Source organism: Niveispirillum irakense DSM 11586, from assembly GCF_000429645.1.
GTDB classification, from domain to species: domain Bacteria; phylum Pseudomonadota; class Alphaproteobacteria; order Azospirillales; family Azospirillaceae; genus Niveispirillum; species Niveispirillum irakense.
Map to the genome: position 1 here is coordinate 118,102 of NZ_AUCG01000016.1, position 23,786 is coordinate 141,887.

Consider the following 23,786-nt stretch of genomic DNA (forward strand, 5'->3'; position numbering starts at 1 on the left):
TCAGCGCGTGGAGCGGAAATAGCGCAGCAGGTTCTGCAATTCCGCCCGCAGGCCCTCATCCTCCCGCAGTCGGGCCTGCAGGGCCATATCGCGCCGGGCCAGAAAGACCACATGCTCTTTGGGCGGCAATTGGCGATAGGCGGGCTTTGGCGCGATGGTGCCGTCATCCTGGATCGTGGACAGGAAAAAAACCACGCGCATGAATTTGGAAAACAGCTTGGTACCGGATTCCGGGGGTTCCCGCGCGATGATCGCGAAGATGTAATTGACCCGGAAAAAATAATAGCTGGTGTAGATGCGCTGAATGGTGCGGAACTGCTCCGCCTCGCTGCCGCCCCGGCTGAGAAGCTGCTGTTCCTTATAGCCAGCATAGAAATGGTGCGACGCTTCCCTGGCAAATGTCATGGGGCGTTCCCGCCCCGCGCTGATCCTGGTGCGATAGTCAGCCAAAGCGCGGCCGATCAACCCCTGCATCATCCGGCGTTCCGGGGTCAGGTCCGCCGGCAGGGACATCATGAACTCAATCGCCGGCATCAGTTGCAGCGGGTGGGTAATGCTGGCCCGCCGGCCCCGCCCCCGGCCCAGCAGGGAGGTTTGAAGCGTGTCGATCATGTCACGCGCCTGCCAGCGCAGCCGCACCACGCCTGGCACCACCGTAAGCCCAGCGGCCTGGAGCGTCAGGCGCAGCTTGTCGCGCCAGTTTTTCTGGGGCAACCGCACATAATCGACATTGGTCAGGCGGATGGGATTGGCCAATATCTCTGCCGATGGCGGCAGGGGCCTGAAATCCAGGCTACGGCCATAGATCACGCCCTTGGACTTGCCCTCCGACGGTGGCATCGACCGGCTGGTTCCTCTCTGGCGCTGGTCTTCGGGCCAGCTCCTATTAATATACCGTTATTACCATCAAGCCGGCATCAACGCACGCGCAAGAAGTGATGCAGGGTTTTCCGCCGCCCCCCGTATCAGGATTGAACGAGGCGACATGGCGCCGTGTCCGACCTCCGACCGCAGCAGGATCAATCCCGCTGCCCTGTTCCCTGATCGGAGTGATAAAGATGCAGACCCTGACCCGTTCCCTGACCATTGCCACCCTGGCCGCCGGCCTGGCCCTGACCTCCATCGCGGCCGTTGCCGCACCCGGCCAGGAGGGCCCGCAGCGCCCCGGCCGTGAGGCGATCCGTCAGGAAATGCTGGCCAAGTACGATACCAACAAGGATGGCAAGCTGGACGATGCAGAGCGCGCGGCCATCAAGGCAGAGCGCTTCAAGAAGCTGGACAAGGCCGGCAAGGGCCAGATCACCCGCGCCGACTTCCCCGCCGCCCTGATCGCCGCGGAAAACGAAGCCCGCAACGAGCGTGCGCTGGCCATGTTTGACCGGATGGACGCCAACAAGGACGGCATCGTGACGGCGGAGGAATTCAACGCCTTCAAGCCCGACCATGGCCGCGACCATCCCCGCAAGGAGCGTGGCGAAAAGAAGCCGCAGTAACGGACAGGATCGGGGTCAACCGCCATGGGCATGACGGCCACGGCACAATTGCGTAGAGTAACGGACGGTCCGCCCCTGGCGGACGATGACCGGAACGATGCGCAACAACGGGGCGTGATCATGCGCCATGACGGATGGCGGCCGGGAAGCGAAAGGCAACCCGGCCCGCCGGCCCCCCGGGGTGATGATCCGGCTCTGGACGAAGAGGCCAGCGATGAGGCCCTGGTGGCCCGCGTCGCGGATGGTGACCGCCGGGCCTATGGGCTTCTGGTGTCGCGTCATCTGGACCGGACGGTCACCATTGCCCGCCGCGTGCTGAACAATATGGCGGAGGCGGAGGATGTGGCGCAGGAAGCCTTCCTGCGGCTCTGGCAGAATGCCGGGCGGTTTGATCCGCGTGCCGCCCGGTTTTCCACCTGGTTCTACCGCATCACAATGAACCTGTGCCTGGACCGCAAACGGCGGCCGGTCACCGTGGACCTGGACGCCGCCGGCGATCCGGCCGATCCGGCCCTGGATGCAGAAAGCACCCTGGCCGTTAATCAGACACGGCAGGCGGTGGCCGGTGCCGTGGCAGAATTGCCGGAACGGCTGCGTGCAGCCGTGACATTGACGTATGAAGCGGGCCTTTCCAATGCGGAAGCGGCCCGTTCTCTGGATATCAGCGTCAAGGCGCTGGAAACACTCCTGGTCCGCGCCCGCAAAACCTTGCGGGAGAAACTGGCCGGGTGGGGTTCCGGTGCCGGGCGCGACGGGGCTTGAGGGGATTGAGCGATGAGACATGAGGAATTCACCAATCTGCTCGACCGGCATGGCCCCGATCTGGACTCCTGGCCGCCGGCCAGCCGCGCAAAGGCCATGACCGCACTGGCGGTCGATCCGGAACTGGCATCGTTGCTGGAAACGGAACGGCTGCTGGTTGAAACGCTGGCAACCCTGCCCCCGTCCCCCGCCTCCGCCAGCCTGCGGCAGGCAGTGATGGATATTCCGCTGGCCCATCCCCGGCAGGCCCGCCAGCCATCCGGTCTGGCGGCATTGCTGGCGGGGGTGCAAGGGGCGTGGCGGCAATGGTCCGCCGGCATGGCGACGGCCAGTGCTGCCGCCTTCTTCGGTTTTGTACTGGGCTATGGCCAGATGCTGCCGGCTGCCGCCCTTGGCACCGACCGGTCAACCAATGCGGAGGATCTGGTGGCCCTGTTGAATTTGACCGCCGATTATGACGCGGTGGATGTGGAGCAAGGGGAATGAAACGGTCCACCCTGATCCTGGCCGGCGCCCTGGTGCTGTCCCTGTCGGTCAATCTTGGCGTTGCCGGCCTGACATTGGGGCGCTATCTGCGCGATGATCCAGGCCCCACCGACCGTTATCTGGGGGCCTTGCCGGACCCGCTGCGGGAGGATGTGCGCGAGGCGATGAAGCCCCGGTCCCCGGAAATCCGCCAGCGGGTGGAAGCAATGCGCGCTGCCCGGCGGGACGTGAACCGCGCACTGCGCGCCCGCCCCTTCGATGCGGAAGCCGCCAGCCAGGCCCTGGCGGATTTGCGCAACGAAACGACACGGGCGCAGGAACATCTGCACAGCACGATTGTTGAACGGATGGCGGCAGCCCAGGCTGCCGGCACTTTGCCTCCACCGCCGGAGCCGAAGGACGATAAAGGCCCTGCCAAAGGTCCGCATGACGGACCGGGCAAGCCCGGCGACCGTCCCCCGCCCCCGCGCCCCTAGGCCACCGTCGCCCGCCGGACAGATATCCGCCGGCCTTGAGGGAGATGTGCCATGACGATGCTTGTCCCCGACGCCGCCGGTGCGGCGGCGCATGCCCTGTCACGCTTCGGGTTCGGCGCCGCCCCCGGCGATCCGGCCCGGGTGGGCCATGATCCCAAAGGCTGGGTGGAAAGCCAGCTCAAGACCGACCTGCCGCTGACACCTGCGATTTTCCTGGACCATCCCGGCAGCGCCGCACGGATGCAGGAGGTTTTTGCCGCCAGGATGTCGGAACCGGAAGAGCGGGAGCAGCGGCAGAAGGCCCTGCGCGAAGCCTATCGCACCGACATTGTCGCCCGGACGCGGACCGCCATTGCCAGTGAGGCACCGTTCCTGGAGCGGCTGGTCCAGTTCTGGTCCAACCATTTCACCGTGTCCACCCAGCGGGGCGAGGTGGCACCCCTGGCCGTGGCCTTTGAGAATGAAGCCATCCGCCCCAACCTGCTCGGCCGGTTCGAGGATATGGCGAAGGCCGCCATCCTGCACCCGGCCATGCTGGTCTATCTGGACAATGTGCAGTCGGTGGGACCGGGCAGCCGTGCCGGATCAAAGGGTAAGCGCGGCCTGAATGAAAACCTGGGACGCGAAGCGCTGGAACTGCACACACTGGGGGTCAATGGCGGTTACGATCAGGATGATGTCCGCGCCCTGGCCCTGATCCTGACCGGATGGGCCATCGACAAGGAAACGGGTGCCGCCAGCTTCAACCCCAACACGCATGAGCCGGGAACGAAGATCCTGGTCGGCCACAAGGTCGCCGAAGCCGGCGCGGAAGAGGCCGGGCAGGCCATCACCTTCCTGGCGAACCATCCGGCCACCGCCCGGCATGTGGCGGTGAAGCTGGCCCGCCATTTCATCGCCGATGATCCCCCCGACGATGCCGTAAAAACCCTGGAGCGCCAGTTCCGCGACAGCGGCGGCGATCTGACTGTTCTTTACCGGACCCTGGTGGGGCTGGATGCCGCCTGGGCCCATCCGCTGGCCAAACTGCGCAGCCCCAACGATTTCCTGATCGCAACCCTGCGCGCCACCGACCTGCCGATGGACGAGAAGCAACTGGCCAACACATTGGGCCTGTTGGGGCAGATGCCGTTCAGCGCCCCCTCCCCCGCCGGATGGCCGGATCGCGCCGCCGATTGGGCCGGGCCCGACGCTGTGGTGCGGCGGGTCGACTGGTCGCTGGCCCTGGGCCAGCGAATTGGCAGCCGCATTGATGCGCGCGCGCTGCTGGCCGACATATTGGGCGGCAGGGCCAATGAGGACCTGCACCGCACCGTGGAACGCGCGCCCTCGCCAGGGGAGGCATTGGCCCTCACCCTGCTTTCCCCCGCTTTTCAGAGGAGGTAAGGATGCATCGCCGCCAATTCCTCAACGCCGCCCTGGCCGCCACCGGTGGGCTGGCGCTGGCCGCATCCCCTTTCCGGGTCGCCTTTGCCGATGCCCGTACCGATCACCGTCTGGTGCTGGTGGTGCTGCGCGGGGCGATGGACGGGCTGGGCGCCGTCGCCCCCTATGCCGATCCCGATTACCGCACCATCCGGGGCGGCCTGGCCCTGGCGGAACCAGGACAGCCGGACGGGGTGCTGGATCTGGATGGCCATTTCGGCCTGCATCCGGCCCTGGCACCCATCCATGGCTGGTGGCAGGAAGGGGGACTTCTGGTCGCCCATGCCATCGCCACCCCCTATCGGGAACGCAGCCATTTCGACGCGCAGGATTTGCTGGAAAGCGGCGGCAACAAACCCGGCCGCATTGATAGCGGCTGGTTGAACCGCGCCCTGGGACGGCTGGATGGCGGCGGGCGCGGGCTGGGGCTGGCGCTGGGCCAGGGGGTGCCGCTGGTCATGCGCGGCACGGTGCCCGTGGCAAGCTGGGCCCCCTCCACCCTGCCGGAACCGACGGATGATTTCCTGGCCCGTGTCATGAACCTTTACGAGGATGATGCCGTGCTGGGGCCAGCGCTGAATGCCGGGCTGGGCATTGCCGACATGGCGCAGCAGGCCAGCGGCATCATGCCCGGCAAGCCCCGCGCCAAGGACCGGATTTTATTGGCCACCACCGCGGGGCGCATGCTGGCCGACCCCGCCGGCCCGCGTGTGGCCGTGATGGATATCCAGGGCTGGGACACCCATGTCGGCCAGGGCGCCGCCAAGGGCCGGCTGGCCAATGCGCTGGGTGACCTGTCGGATGTGCTGATCAATCTGCGTGAAGGGCTGGGCGAAGCCTGGGGCAAGAGTGTGGTTGCGGTGGTGACGGAATTCGGTCGCACCGTGCGGCCCAACGGCACCAACGGCACCGACCATGGCACCGCCGGTGTCGCCTTCCTGGCCGGCGGCGCGGTGGAAGGCGGGAGGGTCATCGGCACATGGCCGGGCCTGCGCGAGGACAAGCTGTATGAGAACCGCGATCTGGCCCCGACCACCGATATGCGCGCCTTGCTGAAGGGCGTGCTGCGGGACCATATGGGCGTACCGGCCTCAGCCCTGGACCGGCAGGTCTTCCCCGACGACTCCAAGGTGCGCGCCCTGCCCGACCTGATACGGGCCTGACCGCTGGCCATGAGGATGAATTTTCAGAAAAATCCAACTCTCTAATCAAGCTGAAAGAATAATGAACCGGTAAGGCCCGTTTGCGCGGCGCCCCGGCGCCGGTCTAAGATCGCCGCCTGTTGCCCCGAGTTCCGGAAGCCCTTCATGGCCAGCACCCCGCCCGCACCCGATGCCGTTACTGCCTGGACCGATGTCTATTTCCAGCGCACCCGCGCCGTGGTGGAAAAGTTTGGTGATGTAAGCGTCACCTATGCCGTGTTCATGCGCCGCCCCGTGGTGTTCGCCCCCCGGCTGGCGTTGGAATGGCTGCGCGAAACGGCGGCCGCCCGTGGCTTCACGCCCGATATCCAGCAGAATTACGAAGAAGGCAAATGGGTCGGCGCAGGCGAGCCGATGATGTGGATCACCGGCCCCTTCAGCCAGATGGCGGAACTGGAAACCCTGTTCCTGATGAAGCTGGGCCCCGCCTGCGTGGCCGCCTACAACGCCTATATGATGTGCGCCGGCCTGCCCAAAGTCTCCTTCCTGGCCATGGATGCGCGCCATTGCGCCGGGACGGAGATGGCAGAGATCATGGCCTATGCCGCATCCGTCGGCTCTGCCCGCGCCCGGCGCAAGGACGGGGCCATCGGCTTCATCGGCAATGCCACGGACGCCACGGCCCATTATTTCGCCCAGGATCGCGGCATGGGGACCATGCCGCATGCCCTGATCGGCTATGCCGGCTCCACCGTCCGTGCAGCGGAGATGTATCACGAGACCTTCCCTGGCCAGCCCATGACCGTGCTGGTCGATTATTTCGGCCATGAGGTGACGGACAGCCTGGCCGTCTGCCGGCGCTTCCCCGATCTGGCCGCCCAAGGGGCCCTGGCCCTTCGGCTGGACACGCCCGGCGGGCGCTTCGTGGAAGGGCTGGACCCGCCCACCTCCTATGCCGTGCTGGACCGCCGCGCCCCGGAAAGCATCCGCGGCTATCGCGATGAAAGCGAGTTGCGCCACCTGATCGGGGCCGGCGTCTCCGCCGCTGCCATCCACTGGCTGCGGGAAAAGCTGGATGCGGAAGGCTTCACCAAGGTGAAGATCGTGGCCAGCAGCGGCTTCTCCCCGGAGAAATGCCGCGTCATGGCTGACGCCCTGGCCCCAATTGATATTGTGGGCACCGGCAGCTATCTGCCCGACAAATGGTCGGAGACCTATGCCACCGCCGATATTGTGGAATATGCCGGCGTGAAGCGGGTCAAGGTTGGCCGCGAATTCCTGCTGCGGCGATAAGAACAGGCCGGGGCGCCGCACAGAAGGCGGCCACCCCGGGACCAGCATTGAAAAGCGCCCGGCGACAGGGACAGACCATGAGCAGCAAGAAGCATTATCCGCCCATCCACCTGAACCCGACCCTGGATCGGGAGGCGATCCGCGAGACGCTGCGCCAGCGCCGGCGCGTGCAGATCAAGAATGTCTTCCCCGAAAAAGTGGCGGAGCGGCTGCACAAGTGCCTGAGCGAAGAGGTGGAATGGAACACGATCTTCAGTGACGGGGACGAGAAGGTGCATGCCATGCACCCGACCCAGGTCAAGGCAATGACGCCGGCACAGAGCCAATGGCTATCGAACTACATCATCGATAAAGCCAAATTCGACTACCAGTTTCTATATCACAATTACCCGATCTGGGACCTGCTTCAGAAAAAGCTGGCGCCTGATCTTTACGTCTTCCGGTTCGTTGAGTTCTTCAACAGCCCGGAATTTCTGGATTTCATCCGGTATATTTCCGATGTCCCTTCCATCGGCATGGCGGATTCGCAAGCCACCCTGTTCCGGCCCGGCCATTTCCTGGCCCGGCATACGGACCGCGACCATACCTACAAGGGCCGCCGCATGGCCTATGTTCTGAACATGACCCCCGTCTGGCGGACGGAATGGGGCGGCATCCTGGAATTCCTGGATGAAGACGGTAACGTCATGGAAGGGTTCGCCCCCTGCTTCAATACATTGAACATGTTCCATGTCCCGATATGGCACCATGTCAGCTATGTCGCCCCCTTCGCGGCGGCTGGTCGATATGGCCTGACCGGCTGGCTGCGGGACAAGCAGGACGACGATAGCGCCTGATCTGCCGCGCCTACCAACCATCAATCATGCCGGATGGCCCCAGCGGGACGGTCATGATGCGATGGCGGAAATTGTTGTCCTTGTCCGGCACCCTCTGGGGAAAACAGTTGGAACATCATTTCGATCTCACGGGTATCGCCATCGTCACCTCGGTGGCCTTGCTGTGCGGGCTGGGGCTGTCTCGCCTGAAGCAGCCAGCCATTGTTGGCTATATCGTCGCCGGTATCGTTCTGGGGCCGGGCGGGTTCGGGCTGGTCAGCAACTCTCAATCCATCCACACCCTGGCTGAACTGGGCGTGCTGATGCTGCTGTTCCTGGTCGGCATGGAATTGTCGGTCAAGTCCTTCCTGGCCGTGTGGAAAGTCGCGCTGCTGGCGGTGCTGGGCCAGATCGGCCTGTCGCTGGCTGTAACGGCCCTGGCCGGGCTGGTGCTGGGCTGGCCGATGGAAAGATCCATCGTCTTTGGCTTCATCGTCGCCCTGTCGGGCACGGCGGTCGCCATCAAGATGCTGGAAGATATCGGGGAACTGAAGACGGAGACGGGGCGCATCACCATCGGCGTGCTGATCGCCCAAGACTTGGCCTTTGTGCCGCTGCTGCTGATCACCAACGGCATGGGGTCCGGATCGGGCCTGGATGCCGCCATCATCGCCAAACTGGCCGGGGCCGTCGCCGCGCTGGCGGGTCTGGTCTGGTTCCTGTCGCGCCGGGAACGGATCACGGTGCCTTATGGCAACTGGTTCCGCCGTAACCATGATGTGGTGCCGCTGGCGGCCCTGGCCTTGTGTTTCACCATGGCGGCGCTGACCGGCGTGCTGGGCCTGTCCACCGCCTTCGGTGCCTTCATCGCCGGCTTCATGCTGGGCAATTCCGACGGGCGCACCCTGTCGCTGCGCGCCACCCACCCGATCCAGTCGGTGCTGGTGGTGGTCTTCTTCCTGTCCATCGGCCTGCTGATCGACCTTACCTATGTGTGGGATCATCTGGGCGAGGTGCTGTTGCTGCTGCTGATCGTGACCCTGGTGAAAAGCGCCATCAATGTCGGTACGCTGCACCTGCTGGGGGAACCGTGGGAGCGGGCCTTCCCGGCTGGCGTGATCATGGGATCACTGGGGGAATTCAGCTTCGTGCTGGCCGCCGCCGGCCTTTCCATCGCCGCCATCGACCCGCAGGGCTATCAGTTGGCGGTAACCGTCATCGCCCTGTCCTGGCTGGCCAGCCCGCTCTGGCTGGATGCCGCCAAGCGGTTCCACGCGCTGGCTGCCGGCAGTGCCGGTTCCCTGCGCGGCGCGCTGGAGCAGGTCTATGGCGGGGAAATCGCCGTGGTGAACCGGACAGCGCGTACCACGATGCGCGGGGCGCGGGCTGGCGTCGCCCTGATCCGGCGCATGGCCGGGCGTAATGGCACCAACAATCCGGACCCATCATGAACGCACCTGCCCCCCTGACCCATCCGCGCGTCGGCGTCGGTTGTATCGTCTGGAAAGGTGACCGGATATTGCTGGTCCAGCGGGGCAAGCCGCCCGGTGAGGGGGAATGGTCTCTGCCCGGCGGCAGCCAGGAACTGGGGGAAACCCTGTTCGAAACGGCGACCCGCGAAGTGATGGAGGAAACCGGCGTCACAGCCGAAGCCCTGTCCATCCTGACTGCCGTGGACAATATCGTCCATGACGCGGCGGGCGCGCTGCTGTTCCACTACACGATCGTGGATGTGGTGGCGGAATGGCGTGCAGGCGCCCCGGTTGCCAATGATGATGCCCGCGCCGTCTGCTGGGCCACAGCAGCAGAATGGGAGGAACTTGTGACGTGGGAGCCCCTGAAACAGGTGCTGCGCCGCGCCTGGACGGAACGGCAAGCCCCGCCCTGATGCTTCAGCTCTTGAGTGTCAGGTCCCGCGTCGTCTTTTCCAGCCGCAGGGCCAGTTCCCGCATCACCGCCACGGCAATCTGCGGGAATTCCCCCACCAGACGGAAAAACTGGTCCTTGCTGATGCGCAGGGTGGTGACCGGTCCCACGGCCTGGACAGTGGCCGTGCGGGGCACGTCGCACAGGATGCCGATTTCCCCGACAATGCCATTATCCCCGACCAGGGCGACATGACGCTGGCCATTGGGTGTTTCCACCTGCACCTCCACCGTGCCATCCAGGATGACATAGGCGGCGTCCGACACTTCATCCTGGCGGAACAATATCGCCCCGCCGGTGAAGGAGGCCCGCTCGCTGGTGAAGGCCAGTATTTTCAGCTTCGAGAGTTCAATGCCTGAAAAGATCGACAGGCGGCGTAAGGCTTCAATCTCCGTCGTCAGGCTGGCCCCCATATATCCCCCTGCGCCCCCCTGCGGGCTATGATTTTTATTAGGTTCTTCGTGCCGTAACCGGCACTGCTTGTCCAGCCAGTGAATGGAGAAGACCGCGTGTCGGTTCCCGTATTTACCCATGATGTGCTGTTCTGGGCGCAGCCTTTGGACAGGGACGATGGCGCGCGGATTGTGGCAGCGGCAAACGGGCTGGCTGGGGCAGGATGGCGGCTATTGCTGGCCTGGGGCGGAAGCACCATCCGGGATATCGACCCCGGCATCACGCTGGCCCCACTGCCCCCGTCCCAGCCTTTGGGAGACGGGGCAACCGCCGGGGATGAGGGCGGAAACCCTGCCGACCCCGCCTGGAAGAAAAGGCGCACCGCAGCCTTATTGGCCCTGTTCGCCCAGACCCGCCCCCGCCTGCTGCTGCTGGACCGGTTTCCCTTCGGCCATGCCGGCTATCGCTATGAATTGCGGCCCTTGATGGAAATGGCCCATCGCCGCCGGCCGGCCCCCGCGCTCTACACACTGGGCGGTGGGAACGAACCCATAGATGCCAAGCTGGCGGACCTGCTGATAGGGCGGGCAGCCAGCCTTCCCGACCTGCCGCCCGCCCCCGTGCCTTATGGTTCCGGGGAGACCTGAACCGCCAGCTTGCCCCGGTTGCCGCCATTGAACAGCTTGGCAAAGGAGGTCAGCGTGTTTTCCAGCCCCTGGTCCAGATCGACCCGCCATTTGATGCGGCCTTCCGCCACCCAGGGCCCCATCTCGGTATAAAGCTCCCCCATGCGGGGGGTGTAATCCAGCACCAGGAACCCTTCCATCCGCGCGCGCTTGGACACAAGCACAGACAGGTTACGCGGACCGGGGGCCGGCTGGGTGGCGTTATACTGGCTGATGGCACCGCAGAAGGGGATGCGCCCCTTCAGGTTCAAAAGGTCAAGTGCGGCTTCGGTGATCTCCCCGCCGACATTCTCGAAATAGATGTCGATGCCATTGGGCACGGCGGCACGCAGGGCCTTGCGCCAGCCACTGGCCTTGTAATTGATGGCGGCATCGAAGCCTAGTTCATCGGTCAGCCAAGCGCATTTCTCGTCCGATCCGGCAATGCCCACCGCGCGGCAGCCTTTCAACTCGGCAATCTGTCCGACCAGGGAGCCGACGGCCCCGGCAGCGGCAGAAACCACCACCGTTTCGCCCTCCTTGGGGCGGCCAATATCCAGCAGGCCAAAATAGGCCGTGGCCCCCGTCATTCCCAGCGGCCCCAGATAGGAGAGCAGCGGCAGGCCGGGCAGGCGCGGCACCTTGCCCATCCCCTCCCCGTTGGTGATCAGATAATCAGCCCAGCGGCCCATGCCGCTGACGATATCACCCACCTTCACCTTGGGATGGTTGGACTTGTCCACCACACCCAGCACCAGCCCGCGCATGGTGCTGTTCAGCGGCACCGCCGGCAGATAGGTGTCATATTGCATCCAGACCGCATTGGTCGGGTCCAGTGACAGATAGATGGTGCGGACGCGGTATTCACCCTCGCCCGGCTCGGGCGCCGCTTCTTCCCGCAGGTCCAGGACCTCGTTGAAATTGCCACCCTTGGGCCGGTCGGTCAGCACCCAATGCCGGTTGGTCTCGCTCATCTTTTCCTCCCATCCGCGGCGGTTCGCCGTCTCAACTGCCAGGATCATTCAAACAAATGTTCGAGACAACCGAATTCAGCAAGCCTTCCCGAAATGGTCATGCCAAGGTCGCTCTCCCCGCCGACCAATCTTTGGCGCAGGATGGACCAAAGCGAGCGGCCCGCCGTTCCCCAGGCGGAAAATCAGCCATCATGTGGAAGGAAGGCGCCCATGGATTTCACCACAGCCGATCTGGTCGATGCGCATGAAAAGGTGATCGCAAGCTGCGCGGCCCCTTTGCGCAACCATGGCGGCCAGGCCCGCTTCTTCGGCCGGGTGCGCACGGTGCGCTGCCACCGTGACAATGCGCTGTTGAAATCCATCCTGGCCACCCCGGGTGAGGGCGCGGTGCTGGTGGTGGATGGCGGCGGCTCGCTCTCCTCCGCCCTGGTCGGGGATCTGATCGCCGGGATGGCCGTGAAAAATGGCTGGGCCGGGATTGTGGTGAACGGGGCCATCCGCGACAGCGTGGCGATTGCCGCCCTGCCCCTGGGCGTGAAGGCCCTGGGCACCAACCCGCTGAAAAGCGCCAAGACCGGCGCCGGCGATGCCGATGTCACCGTGCATTTCGGTGGCTGCGACTTCACCCCCGGCCAATGGCTTTATAGCGACGAAGACGGGATCGTCCTGCTGCCGCAAAAGGCCTGATGGCGGGAAAGGCGGGTGGACCCTAAACTTTTGTTTTGTCGTGTGATTCACGGTTCAAATGATTCCATTTGAACCGATCACACTCTAGCGCACCCGCCGCAGCCGCGCGGCGAAGAAGCCGTCCATGCCGCCCTGATCGGCCAGATGGCCGGGATGGCAGCGGACAAACCCTTCCGGCGTCAGCAATTCCGCCATGCCGCCCACCTCATCCGCCGTGACGGGGACAACCTCCATCTCCGGCCGGCGATAGAGCAGATTGGTCACCTGAACCTCCCCTTCCTCGGGCTGGAGGGAGCAGGTGCAATAGACCAGCGTACCGCCGGGCTTCAGCATATCAACGGCGCGATAGAGCATGCGGGACTGGATGCGGCCCAGCTTCTCCACATCCTCCTCATCCTTCAGGCGCGCCACATCGGGGTGGCGGCGGATGGTGCCGGTGGCGCTGCACGGTGCATCCAGCAGCACGGCATCCACCGGCGCATCGGGACGCCATTCCGTGGCATCGGCCACGATGGTGGTCACCTTGTCCAGGCCCAGGCGTTGCATATTCTCGGTCAGGCGAACCAGCCGCTTGTCCGACCGGTCGACCGCCGTGACACTGGCACCGGCAGCCGCAAGCTGGGCCGTCTTGCCGCCGGGCGCGGCGCAGAGATCCACCGCGGTGCGGCCCTTCAGATTACCGAACAGCCGGGCCGGGATAGCGGCGGCGGCATCCTGCACCCACCAGACACCATCCTCGAAACCGGGCAATTCCGTCACCTGCCCGCCGGACGGGCGGCGGATGGAGCCGGTGGGCAGCAGCACGCCGCCCAGCTTCTCCGCCCAGGCAGCACCATCACCCTTGACGGTGATGTCCAGCGGTGCTTCGCCCAGGTGGGTTTCCACCATCGCGCGGGTGGGGCCGGTGCCATAATGCTTGCGCCAGGACAGCCACAGCCAGTCCGGCGTATTCAGCCGCCCGGCATCCTGGGCGGCCAGCAGGGTCTGCCCTTCGCGCGCGAGCCGGCGCAGGATGGCGTTGATCAGGCCCTTATAGGGATGCTGCTTGCGGATGATCGCCAGTTCCACCGCCGTATCGACGGCGGCATGGGCCGGCGTGTTCAGGAACAGCAACTGGGCTGCGCCCAAGCGCAGGATATCCTGCACCACGGCCTTCAACTGCTGACCCGGCTTGGTCAGGCTGGCAGCGATGCAGGCATCAATCTGGCCCAGCCGGCGCAGGGTGGTGGCGCAGAGCAGGCGGACGAAGGCACGGTCGCGCGGCTCCAGCAGGCGCACGCCGCGATGGCCCTCCCACGCATCGTCGAACGGCACACGCCGGGACAGGACGGCGGAAACCAGATCGAGGGCGGCAACGCGCGCGGCCAGCGCGGCGTCTATGGCAGGGGTCTGTTCAGTCATGGCAGGCGGGTTTAGCGCGCTGCTTTTTGCTTGTCGAACGCCGATCCTGCACAGGTGCCCCTCCGGGATGCGGGTGTGTGCGGCTGGACTTGGGGCGCACCCGTGCCCACCTTCCAGTCCATCACGCATCAATGGATGATGGAGATTATCATGGCGGCGGAAAAGGCCATTCTGGCCGGGGGCTGCTTTTGGGGCATGCAGGATCTGATCCGCAAGGTGCCGGGCGTGCTGGGCAGCCGCGTCGGCTATACCGGCGGCGGCCTGGCCAACCCCACCTATAAGGACGTGAAAACCGGCCGGACCGGCCATGCCGAGGCGATCGAGATCACCTTCGATCCGGAAAAGCTGACCTATCGCCGGCTGATCGAGTTCTTTTTCCAGATCCATGACCCGACGACCAGCAACCGCCAGGGCAATGATATCGGCACGCAATACCGCTCCGCCATCTTCACCCTGGATGAGGCCCAGGCGGAAACTGCGCGTCAGGTGACGGCAGAAGTGGACGCATCCGGCCGCTGGCCCGGCAAGGTGGTGACCGACATCACCCCCGCCGGTCCCTTCTGGGAGGCGGAGGATTTCCACCAGGATTATCTGGAGCGGACCCCCAATGGCTATACCTGCCACTGGGTGAGACCGGATTGGGTTATCAACGGACGCTAGCCGTTACCGTCCCCTCGGAAATCCCATCCCCTGCGGCATCGGAAAGAACCGAAGCCGCAGGGTCATTCCTCAATTTCGGATTCCTGCGCGTCAGGCTCGTCCTGCGGTTCCATCTTTGCCTTGGCGAATTTGGCATCACAGTCTTCGACCGTCTCATTCTTCCGCCATGCCGAGAAGGACATACGTCCCTGTAACAAGGGCCGAAGGCGCTTGTACTCATTGTCATCATCGACATGACAAGCAAATGATGTGGCAGCATTCAGCCAGTAATCACTGTCTGGATGATGATCGATAAGCCCCCGCATCCCTTCACGGACAATCCCCCACCGCATCCCAACTTTGCGGATCAGGTCCAAATCATCGTTCTCCAAATTCCGATATGACCAAAAGAGCCGGGCGTAGAGTTCCTTTTTTTGTTCCTCTGGGACACTCTCAACTTCTTTGTTGATGAATATATGGACAGCGCCATGCGATCCACCCCAGCGCGGCATCATTGAGCGCAGCACTTGCCTGTGCAAAGCATAATAGGTCGGGAAACGGGCGCTCCCAGCCCGGAACAGATCGAAAACCTCATCCTTATTTGAAATAGAAAGCTGGACTCTCATCGCCTGAGAATACCAGCGCGGGTGACCCGCCGCTTGCTCCTTAATCTCTTCCAAAACCGCATTGGCCATCTGGGAGCGTATCGAAAAAAGGGCCGCCGCCTGCGCGGGAACCGCATTGGCAACCCCGTGCCCACGGGCCGCCCATGCCCAATCTTCCAGGAACTGGGCCTGCATCAGCATCGCCGACATTGATTGGGGGTATTTGTCCGCCCAGGTAACCAGCCGACCAAAAGCGTCATCTATGGTGATTTCACCAAACTCGAACAAATTTGAGAGACCGGTCGACGCCGCATCGATGCTGGAACTCCCGTCAGGCAGGTCACCCAGCTTTGCAGCAGAAGCGTTAAACAGGGCTTCAAGCGCCTCATAATCCGCCTCCAAAAAGAGACGCTGTGCTTCACACGCTGTCGCCGCCCATCGTGCAGGACCATCCTTGGGATTATCCTCGCCACTCGCCTGCTGATGAAAAACCTCAGGCGGCTCCACACATGTCGGCTCACCGCCGAACAGGCGGCGGGACAGATAGTCCATGACAGTGTTATTGGCCAAGCTGCCAGGATGATGGCTGGCCGCAGCACGCAGTTGGAAAACCTGCATATGCGCCATAACAGTCATCAACTTATTGGATTTTTCGGAAAGCTCTTCTTCATCAGGGTTGCTACTGCGCAGAACCCTGACAAGCGCTTCAGCCATTTCGCGTCGACTTTGAATCAGTTCCCGCATCACAGCGGAGAACTGCACATAGTCGCCCGTAACCCCAGCGTCTTCCCGCTCCAGCCGGCTTTCTGCGTCCACCCAGAAGGGAATAACCTCCTTTTCAAAGGCATCAGCGACCACCAGATTGCTGGCTTCCCCGATGCCCAGGCTCTGAGCAAGCTCCCCCCATCGCTGATCATTCCGCCCGGCCCCGTCACTGAACCAGGCACGGGCTTGGATATACTTTTCCCACGGGGCCAAACCCAGATCACTGTTGCGCGTATGAGCGTAACCTGCGACCAGCGTTGCAGCCGCCAATGAGGTCACTATCCCCATGCGCGACAGCGACCAGCGCGCAGGCCCGTTCTCGTCCAATCGGGGTGCGGCGACCAAGCCCAAAAGAAGGCCGCCCAACAACCCGCCCACATGCGCCGCATTGTCCACGCCGGACTGTTGCATGCCGTTAAGCAGGCTGAATATGACGAAAACAAGGGTACTGGGCCAATGCGCCCAGATCAGGGAAACGGGCACCCGACGGAAATGACGCCCCAGATAGCCAAGAAACAGGCCGAAAACGCCGTAGATCGCACCAGACGCACCGATACTGACGACAGAGGGGTGCCAGGACAGGGATACCATCCCAGCGATTGCCGCCAGCACCAGATAAAGACCCGCATAGCGCCAGCGTCCGTAAAGACGCTCCGTCAGCCGACCGATACCGGTCAAGGCCCACAGATTGATCAATAAATGCCATAGGTCCATATGCAGGAAAGCGTAAGTGACCAGGCGCCACCATTCACCGCTAACCGTCAGCGGGCCGTAATTCCCTCCCCAATTCATGATATTGTTGATGGAGAATTCACCAAGCTGCTGCGCCTGCCACGACTGGGCGGCAAACACACCAATGTTGAGAAGCGCCAATGCCAAGGTTACCCAGGCATATCGCCCGCCTGCCGCCAATTTCAGGTTGAATTGACGCGTGGCCCTCCACTTCCGTTCAAACCCATTGGTCTGGAAACTTGGCAGCACGTCTGTCAGAGCGGTCGCGGCAGCCGGCGAAACAGCCTGGAAGCAAACCCTGGAGAAGCGACCACAATTAAACCAGATGTTCGCGCCGTCCCTGACCACATTGCGGATGCGATCAAACGGCACCCGCACACTGGCTTGGGTGGCAATACCCAGCCATGTCCGGCGCCACCCGTGTAAGATCAGGCCGTCCGGCGCAAGTTCTATCGCTGCCTCGCCGTAAAGGGGCTGCCGCTCCCGGATCGCGGTGATCCACCCCAGGATGCCGTCGGCGGAGGTAAAACGCCCGGTCCACAGATAATCCGTACCGTTCCGCCGCGCGATTTCTTCCTGCAGATGGTCATGGTCCAAAGGCCTGGAAACAGGGTCGATCAGGCTTTTAAGTTCGGAGAGCTGCGCCACCGTGTAGCGACTGAAATCAATGGAGCCATCCTCGCCCTGCCGCGGCGTGTCTTCCTGATCCAAGCGTCAATTCCCCGCGTTCCGCCGGGTACGGCCAATGCCGCCGGCACCATATTTTCCAATTGGTTAAGATTTATCCGGTTTCGCGCTAAGAGGGAACACTCTCATCATCATGCACTATACAAAATAAGCCGCAGCACCTCCCCCCTGGACGGCGCGGACGGGTGCGGATAAGCATGGGCCCTCAATTGCAAGCCGAGGGGCGATCACGATGCACTTCATTCTGGAATGTCATGACAAGGCGGGCGCGCTGGACCTGCGTATGGCGACCCGCCCGCCGCATCTGGAATATCTGACCGGCCTTGGCGACAAGATCACCATTGCCGGCCCGATCCTGGGCGAAGATGGCAAGCCGGTTGGCAGCCTGCTGATCCTGGATGTGGCCGATCTGGCGGAGGCCGAATCCATCGCCGCCAATGATCCCTATGCCAAGGCCGGGCTGTTCCAGACCGTCACCCTGCGCCCCTACCGCAAAGTGCTGCCGGCCTGACCGGAGGGGGAAAACACCATGGCCCATTGGCTGGTCAAATCCGAACCGTTCAAATATTCCTGGGACCAGTTCGTCAAGGATGGGCGCACCCATTGGGATGGCGTGCGCAACCATCAGGCGGCGAAGAACCTGAAGACCATGGCCATTGGCGACCGGGTTTTCTTCTACCATTCCAATGAAGGGCTGGAGATTGTCGGCATTGCCGAAGTGGTGGCCACAGCCTATCCCGACCCTGGCGATCCGGCGGGCCGCTTCGTCATGGTGGATCTGAAGCCCGTCGCCCCGGTGAAGGTGCCGCTGACCTTGAAGCGGATCAAGGAAGACCCGGTCCTGTCGGAGATGCAGTTGGTCAAACAGTCGCGCCTGTCCGTCTGCCCGGTGACCGATGATCAATGGGCCTATGCCTGCGACCTGATGGGCGTGCCGGCATGAGTGGCGACGCCCCCGTCTTCTGTCGGCTGGACGAAATAGAAGACGGTACGGCACGCGGATTCGGGTGGGACCGGGGCGGCGAACGCCCCGTCCCCATTCTGATCTTCCGCCAGGGTGACAGGGTTTTCGGCTATCGCAATGCCTGCCCGCATATCGGCGTGCCGCTGGAAATGGACCCTGATCGGTTCATGAACCGCGAGGGCACCCATCTGCAATGCAGCACCCATGGCGCCCTGTTCCGGGCCGAAGATGGCATGTGTGTGGAAGGCCCCTGTGTGGGGCGCCCGCTACGGCCTGTTCCGCTACAGATCGGCCCGTCAGGGGAAATCCAGCCGGCCTGACGGCGGCTGGATGCTGCGCTCAGCGCATTGCCTCATGATAATCATGGGTCGCGGACAGAACACGGCGCGCCAGGATGCGGGCTTCCCCCGCCGCATTGGCAAAGCCCTTGTCCCCCGACGGGACCAAGGTCAGCAACGTATCCAGCGCCAACAGGGCCGTGCGGTTGCCAAGCTGGGCCAGTTGCCCATCCTCCAGGCCCGTCGCACCGTCATTTTTCTTTTCGGTCGCCATATCGGTTCCCTGCACCATCATTCCGGCTGCGCAACGTGTCGTTCGCCCTGCGCAACGGTAGTCCTATCTTCATAGCATATCGGCGGCGGCGGTACACCTGCCCATCCGCGTATGTTGGGGGGATATGCAACCTTGCCCGCCCCGTCCAAATGCGCCCGCGCCCGTCACGACGAATGTCCATGTTCCCAAAAACATTTGTAATGCTTACATGAAACCAAGCCCCGCAGGTGCCTTGCGTCCTTGAATCGGATGCCTGTGCCATCAGATAGTAGGGGCGGGAAAAGAAGCAGGGGATCTGCCAGGCCCGCACAGGCGGCAGGATCCGGCGACCACCGTGGGAGATTAAAACGCCATGAGCAGCACCAACTTCTTTCCGGTTTCGGAAGAGGCCGCCAGCAGGGCCTGGGTCGACGCCGCCAAGTATAAGGCGATGTATGAGCAGTCGATCACCGACCCTGACGGCTTCTGGGGTGAGCATGGCAAGCGGATCGACTGGTTCACGCCCTACAGCAAGGTGAAGAACACCAGCTTTGAGGGCGATGTCGCCATCCGCTGGTACGAAGACGGCACCACCAACGTCGCCTATAACTGCATCGACCGGCATCTGGCGAAGCGTGGTGACCAGACGGCCATCATCTGGGAAGGCGACAACCCGGCTGAAAGCGCCCACATCACCTATAATGAGCTGGCGGAGAAGGTGAACCGTCTGGCGAACGTCCTGAAGGCGCATGGCGTCAAGAAGGGCGATCGCGTCACGATCTATCTGCCGATGATCCCGGAAGCCGCCTATGCCATGCTGGCCTGCGCCCGTGTGGGTGCCGTGCATTCCATCGTTTTCGGCGGTTTCTCCCCCGACAGCCTGAAAGACCGGATTGAGGGCTGCGAAGGCAAGGTCGTCATCACGGCCGATGAAGGCCTGCGCGGTGGCCGCAAGGTGCCGCTGAAGGCCAATGTCGACAAGGCGCTGGAAAGCCTGCCCGACGTTTCCTCCGTCATCGTGGTCAAGCGCACCGGTGGCACTGTCGGCTGGAAGGAAGGCCGCGACCATTGGTACCATGACGAAGTGGCCAAGGTTTCCGCGGACTGCGCGCCGGAAGTGATGAATGCGGAAGACCCGCTGTTCATCCTTTACACCTCCGGCTCCACCGGCAAGCCCAAGGGCGTGCTGCACACGACCGGCGGCTATCTGGTCTATGCGTCCATGACGCACCAATATGTGTTCGATTATCACGAGGGTGACATCTACTGGTGTACCGCCGATGTGGGCTGGGTCACGGGCCACAGCTACATCGTCTATGGCCCGCTGGCCAATGGCGCCACGACACTGATGTTCGAAGGCATCCCGAATTATCCCAATGTCAGCCGCTTCTGGGACGTGATTGACAAGCACAAGGTCAACATCTTCTACACCGCGCCCACCGCCATCCGCGCCCTGATGCGCGAGGGCGAGGAGCCGGTGAAGAAGACCAGCCGCGCCTCCCTGCGCCTGCTGGGCTCGGTGGGTGAGCCGATCAACCCGGAAGCCTGGCTTTGGTATCATTCCGTCGTCGGTGACGGCCGCTGCCCCATCGTGGACACTTGGTGGCAGACGGAAACAGGCGGCATCCTGATCACGCCGCTGCCGGGCGCCATCGGCCAGAAGCCGGGCTCCGCCACCCTGCCCTTCTTCGGCGTGAAGCCGGAGATCGTGGATAATGAAGGCCAGATCCTGGAAGGAGCGACGGAGGGCAATCTCTGCATTTCCGATAGCTGGCCGGGCCAGATGCGCACCGTTTATGGCGACCATGAACGGTTCGTGCAGACCTATTTCAGCACCTTCAAGGGCAAGTATTTCACCGGCGATGGCTGCCGCCGCGATGCGGACGGTTATTACTGGATCACCGGCCGCGTCGATGACGTGATCAATGTGTCGGGCCACCGGCTGGGCACGGCGGAAATCGAAAGCGCCCTGGTCGCCCATCCCAAGGTGGCCGAGGCCGCCGTGGTGGGATATCCGCACGACCTGAAGGGTCAGGGCATCTATGCCTATGTGACGCTGAATGCCGGCGAGGAAACGTCGGACGAGTTGCGCAAGGAGCTGGTCGCCTGGGTCCGCAAGGAAATCGGCCCGATCGCCACGCCGGACCTGATCCAGTGGGCGCCGGGCCTGCCCAAGACCCGGTCGGGCAAGATCATGCGCCGTATCCTGCGCAAGATCGCCGCCAACGAGCATGAAGCCCTGGGCGATACCAGCACGCTGGCCGACCCGAATGTGGTGACGGAACTGGTCGGCAACCGCATGAACCGGACCTAACGCCAATCTGCCTTGATCGTGACCGATCAAGGCAGATTTCTTGTTCCCTCAAGCGCCGGGCGGGCCGTCGCCAGCCTTCAATCTGCCAAAGGTCAAACCTTTGGCAGATTGCTATGGTCAGCATACGGTAAACACAAAGGGCCGGTCGCAATGCCGGCCCTTTTTCATTTCCAGCAGAGCAGAAGGCCATTACAGGCCGCGCGTGCCATCCATCAACACGCCAGACAGATCGGCGCCATCCAGCACCACTTCCGTCAGGTCGGCGCCGGTGAAATCCGTCCCAACCAGTTTGGCGCCCCGGAAGATGGCCGCCGCCAGCCGGGCGCGGACCAGCGAGGTCCGCAATTCATGCCCGCGCGCGGTCTTCAGCATGGACAGATCGGCCTTTTCCAGATTGGCGTCGATCAGGTTGGCCCGGCCCAACGCAGCGCCGCGCAGATCGGCAAAACGCAGATCAGCAGAGCGAAGGTCGATATTGGACATCTGGGCCGCCTGCATCTGGGCACCGCGCAAATCGGCGCCGCGCAGGCTGGCCCCGGTGGCCTTCATCATGGTCAATACCCGCCCGGCCAGATCCATGCCCGACAGATCAAGACCACTGATATCCAACTGGTGACCGGTGCGGCCGGCACTGCCCACCCATTGGGCATGGGATTGCAGCATCGCCTCCAGCCGTTCCGGGCCCAGGCTGTTTGAGCCCTCAGCCGCCTCTTCCGCAGCAGCGGCCGCCGGCAAGCCCAGTTCCGCAGCACGGCGGACGGCATCCGCATCGGTGCGGATGGCGGTCCGCAGCATTTCCGGCGGCACCTGCGCACCGGATAGATCGGCCCCCCGCAGATCGGTATCCAACAGGTCGGCGCCCATCAGGTTGGTGGCGCGCAACTGCGCATCGCGCATGTCCACCCTGGCAAGCTGCGCCCCGCAGAGCAAGGCACCGGAGAAATCCGCCTCCCGCGCGCAGGAACCGGACAGGCGCGCACGGGTCAGATCGGCATCGGTCATGATGGCGGCACTGATATCGGCGGGCCCGATCTCCATCCCCAGAATGCGGAAATCGGTGCGGCTGCTGCTGGCCATGCTGCCATCACGCAGGTCGCATTCCACCATTCGCGCGCCACGCAAAACCGCACCCCGCAAGGTCGCAGCCCGCAGGTCGGTCCGGTGCATCTGCGCCCGCCCCAGATCAGCCCCTTCCAGATCACAGCCGAACATGTCGGCATAATCCAGCTTCGCCCCAACGAAATTCGTCCGGCGCAAGATGGCACCGGACAGGTTCGCATTGGTGAGGTTCCGTCCCCGGAAGGAGAGGTCGGACAGATCAAAAAAAGGCAGGCTGAGCTTTGCCCCGCCGGCGGAGCCGGAGAGATAGGCCAAGTGCCGTTCGCAGGCGCGATCGAGTTGTGCCTGTGTCAGGCGGACCCGTGGGGCAACTGGCCGGGCATCTCCACTCATCGGCTTTTACCCGAACAAGGCATCGATATCCGCCTGCGACACCGTTCCCCCAGACGAGGGCGGCGGGGGAGGAGGAGGCGGCGGAGGCGGTGGGGGCGGGGGTGGAGGAGGCGGAGGAGGTGGTGGGGGAGGCGGAGGCGGAGGCGCGGGCGGTGCCACTTCCTCTTCAGCCGCCAAGCCCCAATCATCCATGCTGGACATGTCACCGCCAGCAGAAGCAGGCGTGCTCGTGTCCAGGCTGTCGAACAGCGCGTCGATATTGTCCTGGCTGACGGCCTCCATCGAGGGCCCATGCAGCAGATGGCGGTCGGGCCGGTCATCATCCGGACGCAGGGCAATCAACCCATCGGCACCGACCTTGTCACCCTTACTGGTATCCTCCACGCCCCAGATTTCGATCATCGTGTTCACGCGCTGCTCGATATAGCGCAGCGTGTTGACGACCTTGGTGGTGCGCTGACCGGTAATGTCCTGGAAGGAACAGGCAGTCATGATCTCGATGGTCTGCGCATCGATATCATTGGTGATGTCACTGGGCGGCAGACGGTTGACCAGCGCCTGAATCCGCTCCGTCGCGTTCAGGATGTCAGAAGTGGCGCGCTCGGTGGCGGTGACGATGGCATCCAGTTCTCCCGTCGCCGCCATGATACGGTTCGATCCGGCATCCATGGGGCGGAGCTGGGCAATTTCCTGGCGGGTTTGTTCGATATAACTGGAGAGCTGCTTCAGCTCTTCCCGCATGATGTGCAGATGCGGGCTTTGCGTATCGGGGGCGGCAATACCGGGGCTGGCATGGCCCAGCCGTGCCACCTGCTCGGTCATCGCGGTCAACAGGGCGCGCCAGTCATCCTGGGCAACGATGCGGGTTTGCCGGTCGCGCATGCGCAGGAACGCACGTCCCCGGGCGGAAGCCAGCAGCGCCTCTTCCAGCGCCGTGTACTCCTTCTCGGAGAGTTCCAACGGATCCATCACGCCTCCAAAAACCCGGTCCACACACATCCCCAAAATCGAAGGATGATGCCCAGGATCGAACCACGGGTCCAGTGTGACCCGCTATCCTGCTTTATGACCAGAAGCATATGCCGCGATGCCGGAATAATTCCAACCGCCAAATGACCCAAAGCACCCGTGACAAGATACGACATGTTTTGATCCGCGC

The 23,786-nt window shown here is 63.5% G+C and carries 25 protein-coding genes; 17 read left to right on the top strand and 8 right to left on the bottom strand.

The window, feature by feature from the left end; all coding sequences use genetic code 11:
* Positions 1-840, bottom strand: a complete 840-nt coding sequence (locus tag G473_RS0103990; protein WP_029012038.1) for a hypothetical protein — start codon at positions 838-840, stop codon at positions 1-3.
* 218 nt (positions 841-1,058) lie between these two features.
* On the opposite strand from G473_RS0103990, the gene G473_RS28960 reads away from it, so the two are divergent.
* The 10 genes from G473_RS28960 (at position 1,059) to G473_RS0104045 (ending at position 9,780) form a co-directional block, all read left to right on the top strand.
* The gene (locus G473_RS28960; protein WP_051329863.1) at positions 1,059-1,493 is read left to right on the top strand and encodes an EF-hand domain-containing protein; all 435 of its coding nucleotides are present in this window, start codon (positions 1,059-1,061) and stop codon (positions 1,491-1,493) included.
* Between the two features lie 24 nt (positions 1,494-1,517).
* Positions 1,518-2,255, top strand: coding sequence for an RNA polymerase sigma factor (locus tag G473_RS25000; protein ID WP_245579982.1), 738 nt, complete (start codon positions 1,518-1,520; stop codon positions 2,253-2,255).
* Positions 2,256-2,267: 12 nt separating this feature from the next.
* Positions 2,268-2,741, top strand: a complete 474-nt coding sequence (locus G473_RS0104005; RefSeq protein ID WP_029012039.1) for a hypothetical protein — start codon at positions 2,268-2,270, stop codon at positions 2,739-2,741.
* Positions 2,738-3,217 (top strand): periplasmic heavy metal sensor, encoded by a 480-nt coding sequence (locus G473_RS0104010; RefSeq protein ID WP_029012040.1) that lies wholly within the window; start codon positions 2,738-2,740, stop codon positions 3,215-3,217. The genes G473_RS0104005 and G473_RS0104010 overlap by 4 nt, the downstream gene beginning before the upstream one ends.
* A 51-nt stretch (positions 3,218-3,268) precedes the next feature.
* Positions 3,269-4,603: a DUF1800 domain-containing protein gene (locus G473_RS0104015; protein WP_051329864.1), complete on the top strand. Its 1,335-nt coding sequence runs from the start codon at positions 3,269-3,271 to the stop codon at positions 4,601-4,603.
* A 2-nt stretch (positions 4,604-4,605) separates the two neighbouring features.
* Positions 4,606-5,805, top strand: a complete 1,200-nt coding sequence (locus G473_RS0104020; RefSeq protein ID WP_029012042.1) for a DUF1501 domain-containing protein — start codon at positions 4,606-4,608, stop codon at positions 5,803-5,805.
* A 144-nt stretch (positions 5,806-5,949) separates the two neighbouring features.
* Entirely contained in the window at positions 5,950-7,077 is a 1,128-nt protein-coding gene (locus tag G473_RS0104025) for a beta/alpha barrel domain-containing protein (RefSeq protein ID WP_029012043.1), read from the top strand.
* 77 nt (positions 7,078-7,154) lie between these two features.
* Complete coding sequence (locus G473_RS0104030) at positions 7,155-7,913, top strand: 2OG-Fe(II) oxygenase (protein ID WP_029012044.1); 759 nt, start codon at positions 7,155-7,157, stop codon at positions 7,911-7,913.
* 80 nt (positions 7,914-7,993) lie between these two features.
* Entirely contained in the window at positions 7,994-9,343 is a 1,350-nt protein-coding gene (locus G473_RS25005) for a cation:proton antiporter (RefSeq protein ID WP_161630937.1), read from the top strand.
* Positions 9,340-9,780 (top strand): NUDIX hydrolase, encoded by a 441-nt coding sequence (locus G473_RS0104045; RefSeq protein WP_029012045.1) that lies wholly within the window; start codon positions 9,340-9,342, stop codon positions 9,778-9,780. Before G473_RS25005 ends, G473_RS0104045 begins: the two co-directional genes overlap by 4 nt.
* A 4-nt stretch (positions 9,781-9,784) precedes the next feature.
* Here the strand turns inward: G473_RS0104045 and G473_RS0104050 are convergent, their stop codons facing one another.
* Positions 9,785-10,231: a cyclic nucleotide-binding domain-containing protein gene (locus tag G473_RS0104050; protein WP_029012046.1), complete on the bottom strand. Its 447-nt coding sequence runs from the start codon at positions 10,229-10,231 to the stop codon at positions 9,785-9,787.
* 96 nt (positions 10,232-10,327) lie between these two features.
* Between G473_RS0104050 and G473_RS0104055 the strand changes: the two genes are divergently transcribed.
* Positions 10,328-10,858, top strand: coding sequence for a hypothetical protein (locus tag G473_RS0104055; RefSeq protein ID WP_029012047.1), 531 nt, complete (start codon positions 10,328-10,330; stop codon positions 10,856-10,858).
* Here G473_RS0104055 and G473_RS0104060 read toward each other — a convergent pair.
* Entirely contained in the window at positions 10,837-11,850 is a 1,014-nt protein-coding gene (locus G473_RS0104060; RefSeq protein WP_029012048.1) for an NADP-dependent oxidoreductase, read from the bottom strand. The genes G473_RS0104055 and G473_RS0104060 overlap by 22 nt on opposite strands.
* Positions 11,851-12,060: 210 nt before the next feature.
* Between G473_RS0104060 and rraA the strand changes: the two genes are divergently transcribed.
* Entirely contained in the window at positions 12,061-12,537 is a 477-nt protein-coding gene (gene rraA / locus G473_RS0104065) for a ribonuclease E activity regulator RraA (RefSeq protein ID WP_029012049.1), read from the top strand.
* An 84-nt stretch (positions 12,538-12,621) separates the two neighbouring features.
* Here the strand turns inward: rraA and G473_RS0104070 are convergent, their stop codons facing one another.
* Positions 12,622-13,938: an RsmB/NOP family class I SAM-dependent RNA methyltransferase gene (locus tag G473_RS0104070; protein ID WP_035705339.1), complete on the bottom strand. Its 1,317-nt coding sequence runs from the start codon at positions 13,936-13,938 to the stop codon at positions 12,622-12,624.
* A 102-nt stretch (positions 13,939-14,040) separates the two neighbouring features.
* On the opposite strand from G473_RS0104070, the gene msrA reads away from it, so the two are divergent.
* On the top strand, positions 14,041-14,598 hold the full coding sequence (msrA, locus tag G473_RS0104075) for a peptide-methionine (S)-S-oxide reductase MsrA (protein WP_425411551.1): 558 nt from the start codon (positions 14,041-14,043) through the stop codon (positions 14,596-14,598).
* Between the two features lie 62 nt (positions 14,599-14,660).
* On the opposite strand, the gene G473_RS28965 is transcribed toward msrA, so the two are convergent.
* Positions 14,661-17,390, bottom strand: coding sequence for a rhomboid family intramembrane serine protease (locus G473_RS28965; RefSeq protein WP_051329865.1), 2,730 nt, complete (start codon positions 17,388-17,390; stop codon positions 14,661-14,663).
* 208 nt (positions 17,391-17,598) lie between these two features.
* Here G473_RS28965 and G473_RS0104085 point away from each other — a divergent pair, with 208 nt between their 5' ends.
* The 3 genes from G473_RS0104085 to G473_RS0104095 are packed head-to-tail and all read left to right on the top strand — an operon-like array spanning position 17,599 to position 18,650.
* A complete protein-coding gene (locus tag G473_RS0104085; protein ID WP_029012052.1) occupies positions 17,599-17,877 on the top strand; it encodes a YciI family protein in 279 nt (92 codons plus the stop codon).
* Positions 17,878-17,895: 18 nt separating this feature from the next.
* A complete protein-coding gene (locus G473_RS0104090) occupies positions 17,896-18,309 on the top strand; it encodes an EVE domain-containing protein (protein ID WP_029012053.1) in 414 nt (137 codons plus the stop codon).
* Positions 18,306-18,650 carry a Rieske (2Fe-2S) protein gene (locus G473_RS0104095; RefSeq protein WP_029012054.1) on the top strand — a complete coding sequence of 115 codons (345 nt, stop codon included), beginning with the start codon at positions 18,306-18,308 and terminating at the stop codon, positions 18,648-18,650. Before G473_RS0104090 ends, G473_RS0104095 begins: the two co-directional genes overlap by 4 nt.
* Positions 18,651-18,669: 19 nt before the next feature.
* Here G473_RS0104095 and G473_RS0104100 read toward each other — a convergent pair whose 3' ends face one another.
* On the bottom strand, positions 18,670-18,882 hold the full coding sequence (locus G473_RS0104100) for a hypothetical protein (RefSeq protein WP_154667248.1): 213 nt from the start codon (positions 18,880-18,882) through the stop codon (positions 18,670-18,672).
* Positions 18,883-19,234: 352 nt separating this feature from the next.
* On the opposite strand from G473_RS0104100, the gene acs reads away from it, so the two are divergent.
* A complete protein-coding gene (acs, locus tag G473_RS0104105; protein ID WP_029012056.1) occupies positions 19,235-21,175 on the top strand; it encodes an acetate--CoA ligase in 1,941 nt (646 codons plus the stop codon).
* A gap of 189 nt (positions 21,176-21,364) precedes the next feature.
* On the opposite strand, the gene G473_RS0104110 is transcribed toward acs, so the two are convergent.
* Entirely contained in the window at positions 21,365-22,627 is a 1,263-nt protein-coding gene (locus tag G473_RS0104110) for a pentapeptide repeat-containing protein (protein ID WP_029012057.1), read from the bottom strand.
* 6 nt (positions 22,628-22,633) lie between these two features.
* On the bottom strand, positions 22,634-23,596 hold the full coding sequence (locus tag G473_RS0104115) for a protein phosphatase CheZ (RefSeq protein ID WP_035705340.1): 963 nt from the start codon (positions 23,594-23,596) through the stop codon (positions 22,634-22,636).
* Between the last annotated feature and the right edge of the window lie 190 nt (positions 23,597-23,786).

What these genes read in the sequence shown, in the direction of transcription:
- G473_RS0103990 (WP_029012038.1), bottom strand. Translation starts at nt 840, where the DNA reads ATGCCACCGTCGGAGGGCAAGTCCAAGGGCGTGATCTATGGCCGTAGC.
- G473_RS28960 (WP_051329863.1), top strand. Translation starts at nt 1,059, where the DNA reads ATGCAGACCCTGACCCGTTCCCTGACCATTGCCACCCTGGCCGCCGGC.
- G473_RS25000 (WP_245579982.1), top strand. Translation starts at nt 1,518, where the DNA reads ATGGGCATGACGGCCACGGCACAATTGCGTAGAGTAACGGACGGTCCG.
- G473_RS0104005 (WP_029012039.1), top strand. Translation starts at nt 2,268, where the DNA reads ATGAGACATGAGGAATTCACCAATCTGCTCGACCGGCATGGCCCCGAT.
- G473_RS0104010 (WP_029012040.1), top strand. Translation starts at nt 2,738, where the DNA reads ATGAAACGGTCCACCCTGATCCTGGCCGGCGCCCTGGTGCTGTCCCTG.
- G473_RS0104015 (WP_051329864.1), top strand. Translation starts at nt 3,269, where the DNA reads ATGACGATGCTTGTCCCCGACGCCGCCGGTGCGGCGGCGCATGCCCTG.
- G473_RS0104020 (WP_029012042.1), top strand. Translation starts at nt 4,606, where the DNA reads ATGCATCGCCGCCAATTCCTCAACGCCGCCCTGGCCGCCACCGGTGGG.
- G473_RS0104025 (WP_029012043.1), top strand. Translation starts at nt 5,950, where the DNA reads ATGGCCAGCACCCCGCCCGCACCCGATGCCGTTACTGCCTGGACCGAT.
- G473_RS0104030 (WP_029012044.1), top strand. Translation starts at nt 7,155, where the DNA reads ATGAGCAGCAAGAAGCATTATCCGCCCATCCACCTGAACCCGACCCTG.
- G473_RS0104045 (WP_029012045.1), top strand. Translation starts at nt 9,340, where the DNA reads ATGAACGCACCTGCCCCCCTGACCCATCCGCGCGTCGGCGTCGGTTGT.
- G473_RS0104050 (WP_029012046.1), bottom strand. Translation starts at nt 10,231, where the DNA reads ATGGGGGCCAGCCTGACGACGGAGATTGAAGCCTTACGCCGCCTGTCG.
- G473_RS0104060 (WP_029012048.1), bottom strand. Translation starts at nt 11,850, where the DNA reads ATGAGCGAGACCAACCGGCATTGGGTGCTGACCGACCGGCCCAAGGGT.
- rraA (WP_029012049.1), top strand. Translation starts at nt 12,061, where the DNA reads ATGGATTTCACCACAGCCGATCTGGTCGATGCGCATGAAAAGGTGATC.
- G473_RS0104070 (WP_035705339.1), bottom strand. Translation starts at nt 13,938, where the DNA reads ATGACTGAACAGACCCCTGCCATAGACGCCGCGCTGGCCGCGCGCGTT.
- G473_RS0104085 (WP_029012052.1), top strand. Translation starts at nt 17,599, where the DNA reads ATGCACTTCATTCTGGAATGTCATGACAAGGCGGGCGCGCTGGACCTG.
- G473_RS0104090 (WP_029012053.1), top strand. Translation starts at nt 17,896, where the DNA reads ATGGCCCATTGGCTGGTCAAATCCGAACCGTTCAAATATTCCTGGGAC.
- G473_RS0104095 (WP_029012054.1), top strand. Translation starts at nt 18,306, where the DNA reads ATGAGTGGCGACGCCCCCGTCTTCTGTCGGCTGGACGAAATAGAAGAC.
- G473_RS0104100 (WP_154667248.1), bottom strand. Translation starts at nt 18,882, where the DNA reads ATGGCGACCGAAAAGAAAAATGACGGTGCGACGGGCCTGGAGGATGGG.
- acs (WP_029012056.1), top strand. Translation starts at nt 19,235, where the DNA reads ATGAGCAGCACCAACTTCTTTCCGGTTTCGGAAGAGGCCGCCAGCAGG.
- G473_RS0104110 (WP_029012057.1), bottom strand. Translation starts at nt 22,627, where the DNA reads ATGAGTGGAGATGCCCGGCCAGTTGCCCCACGGGTCCGCCTGACACAG.
- G473_RS0104115 (WP_035705340.1), bottom strand. Translation starts at nt 23,596, where the DNA reads ATGGATCCGTTGGAACTCTCCGAGAAGGAGTACACGGCGCTGGAAGAG.